Source organism: Kitasatospora sp. NPDC032757 (assembly GCF_055579305.1).
Map to the genome: position 1 here is coordinate 1 of NZ_JBVINN010000101.1, position 1,638 is coordinate 1,638.

Sequence of the window (1,638 nt, forward strand, 5' to 3'; positions counted from 1 at the left end):
ACGGCGCTGCTACATCGGCGGGTTGCCGTGCTTGCGGCTGGGCAGATCGGCGTGCTTGGTGCGGAGCATGGCGAGCGAGGTGGCGAGGACCTGGCGGGTCTCGGCGGGGTCGATGACGTCGTCGACGAGGCCGCGTTCGGCCGCGTAGTACGGGTGCATCAGTTCGCTCTTGTATTCCTTGATCTTCTGGGCGCGCATGGCCTCGGGGTCCTCGGCGGCGTTGATGTCGCGTCGGAAGATCACGTTGGCGGCGCCTTCGGCGCCCATGACGGCGATCTCGTTGGTGGGCCAGGCGAAGGAGAGGTCGGCGCCGATGGAGCGGGAGTCCATGACGATGTAGGCGCCGCCGTAGGCCTTGCGCAGGATGAGCTGGATGCGGGGCACGGTGGCGTTGCAGTAGGCGTAGAGGAGCTTGGCGCCGTGGCGGATGATGCCGTCGTGTTCCTGGTCGACGCCGGGCAGGAAGCCGGGGACGTCGAGCATGGTGACCAGCGGGATGTTGAAGGCGTCGCACATCTGGACGAAGCGGGCGGCCTTCTCGCTGGCGTTGATGTCCAGGACGCCGGCCAGCGACTGGGGCTGGTTGGCGATGATGCCGGTGACGTGGCCGTCGATGCGGGCGAGGACGCAGAGCACGTTGGTGGCCCAGCGCTCGTGGACCTCCAGGTACTCGCCGTGGTCGACGATCTCCTCGATGACCTTGCGCATGTCGTAGGGGCGGTTGCCGTCGGCGGGCACCAGGTCGAGGAGGGAGTCGTTGCGGCGCTCGACGGGGTCGTCGTTGACGACGGTGGGCGGCATCTCGCGGTTGTTCTGGGGCAGCAGCGACAGGAGGTAGCGGACCTCCTCGATGCAGGACTGCTCGTCGTCGTAGGCGAAGTGGGAGACGCCGGAGACCCCGGAGTGGACGTCGGCGCCGCCGAGCCCGTTCTGGGTGATCTTCTCGCCGGTGACGGCCTGGACGACGTCGGGGCCGGTGATGAACATCTGCGAGGTCTCGCGGACCATGAAGATGAAGTCGGTCAGCGCGGGGGAGTAGGCGGCGCCGCCGGCGCAGGGGCCGAGCATCACGGAGATCTGCGGGATGACGCCGGAGGCGCGGGTGTTGCGCTGGAAGATGCCGCCGTAGCCGGCGAGCGCGGTCACGCCCTCCTGGATGCGGGCGCCGGCGCCGTCGTTCAGCGACACCAGCGGCGCGCCCGCGGCGATGGCCATGTCCATGATCTTGTGGATCTTCTGCGCGTGGGCCTCGCCCAGTGCGCCGCCGAAGATCCGGAAGTCGTGCGCGTAGGTGAACACGGTGCGCCCGTGCACGGTGCCCCAGCCGACGATCACGCCGTCGGTGTGGGGCTTCTTCGCCTCCAGGCCGAAGCCGGTGGCGCGGTGCCGGCGCAGCGGCTCCACCTCGCGGAACGAGCCCTCGTCGAGCAGCAGGTCGATGCGCTCGCGGGCGGTCAGCTTGCCCTTGGCGTGCTGGGCCTCGGTGGCCTTCTCGCTGGGGCCGCGGCGGACCTGTTCGCGCAGTTCGTGCAGCTCGGCGACCCGCCCGTGGGCGTCGGCCGGGACCTCGGGGATCTCGTCGCCGACCGGCGCCTCATGCACAACCGTCATCTCGAACCACTCCAAGGGTGAGGGAAC

General features: G+C 69.5%; 1 protein-coding gene. It reads right to left on the reverse strand.

Translation table 11 applies throughout. From position 1 onward, the window contains the following. Positions 1-9: 9 nt before the first annotated feature. Positions 10-1,611 carry an acyl-CoA carboxylase subunit beta gene (locus ACZ5WK_RS40245; protein ID WP_465555530.1) on the reverse strand — a complete coding sequence of 534 codons (1,602 nt, stop codon included), beginning with the start codon at positions 1,609-1,611 and terminating at the stop codon, positions 10-12. Positions 1,612-1,638: the final 27 nt, after the last annotated feature.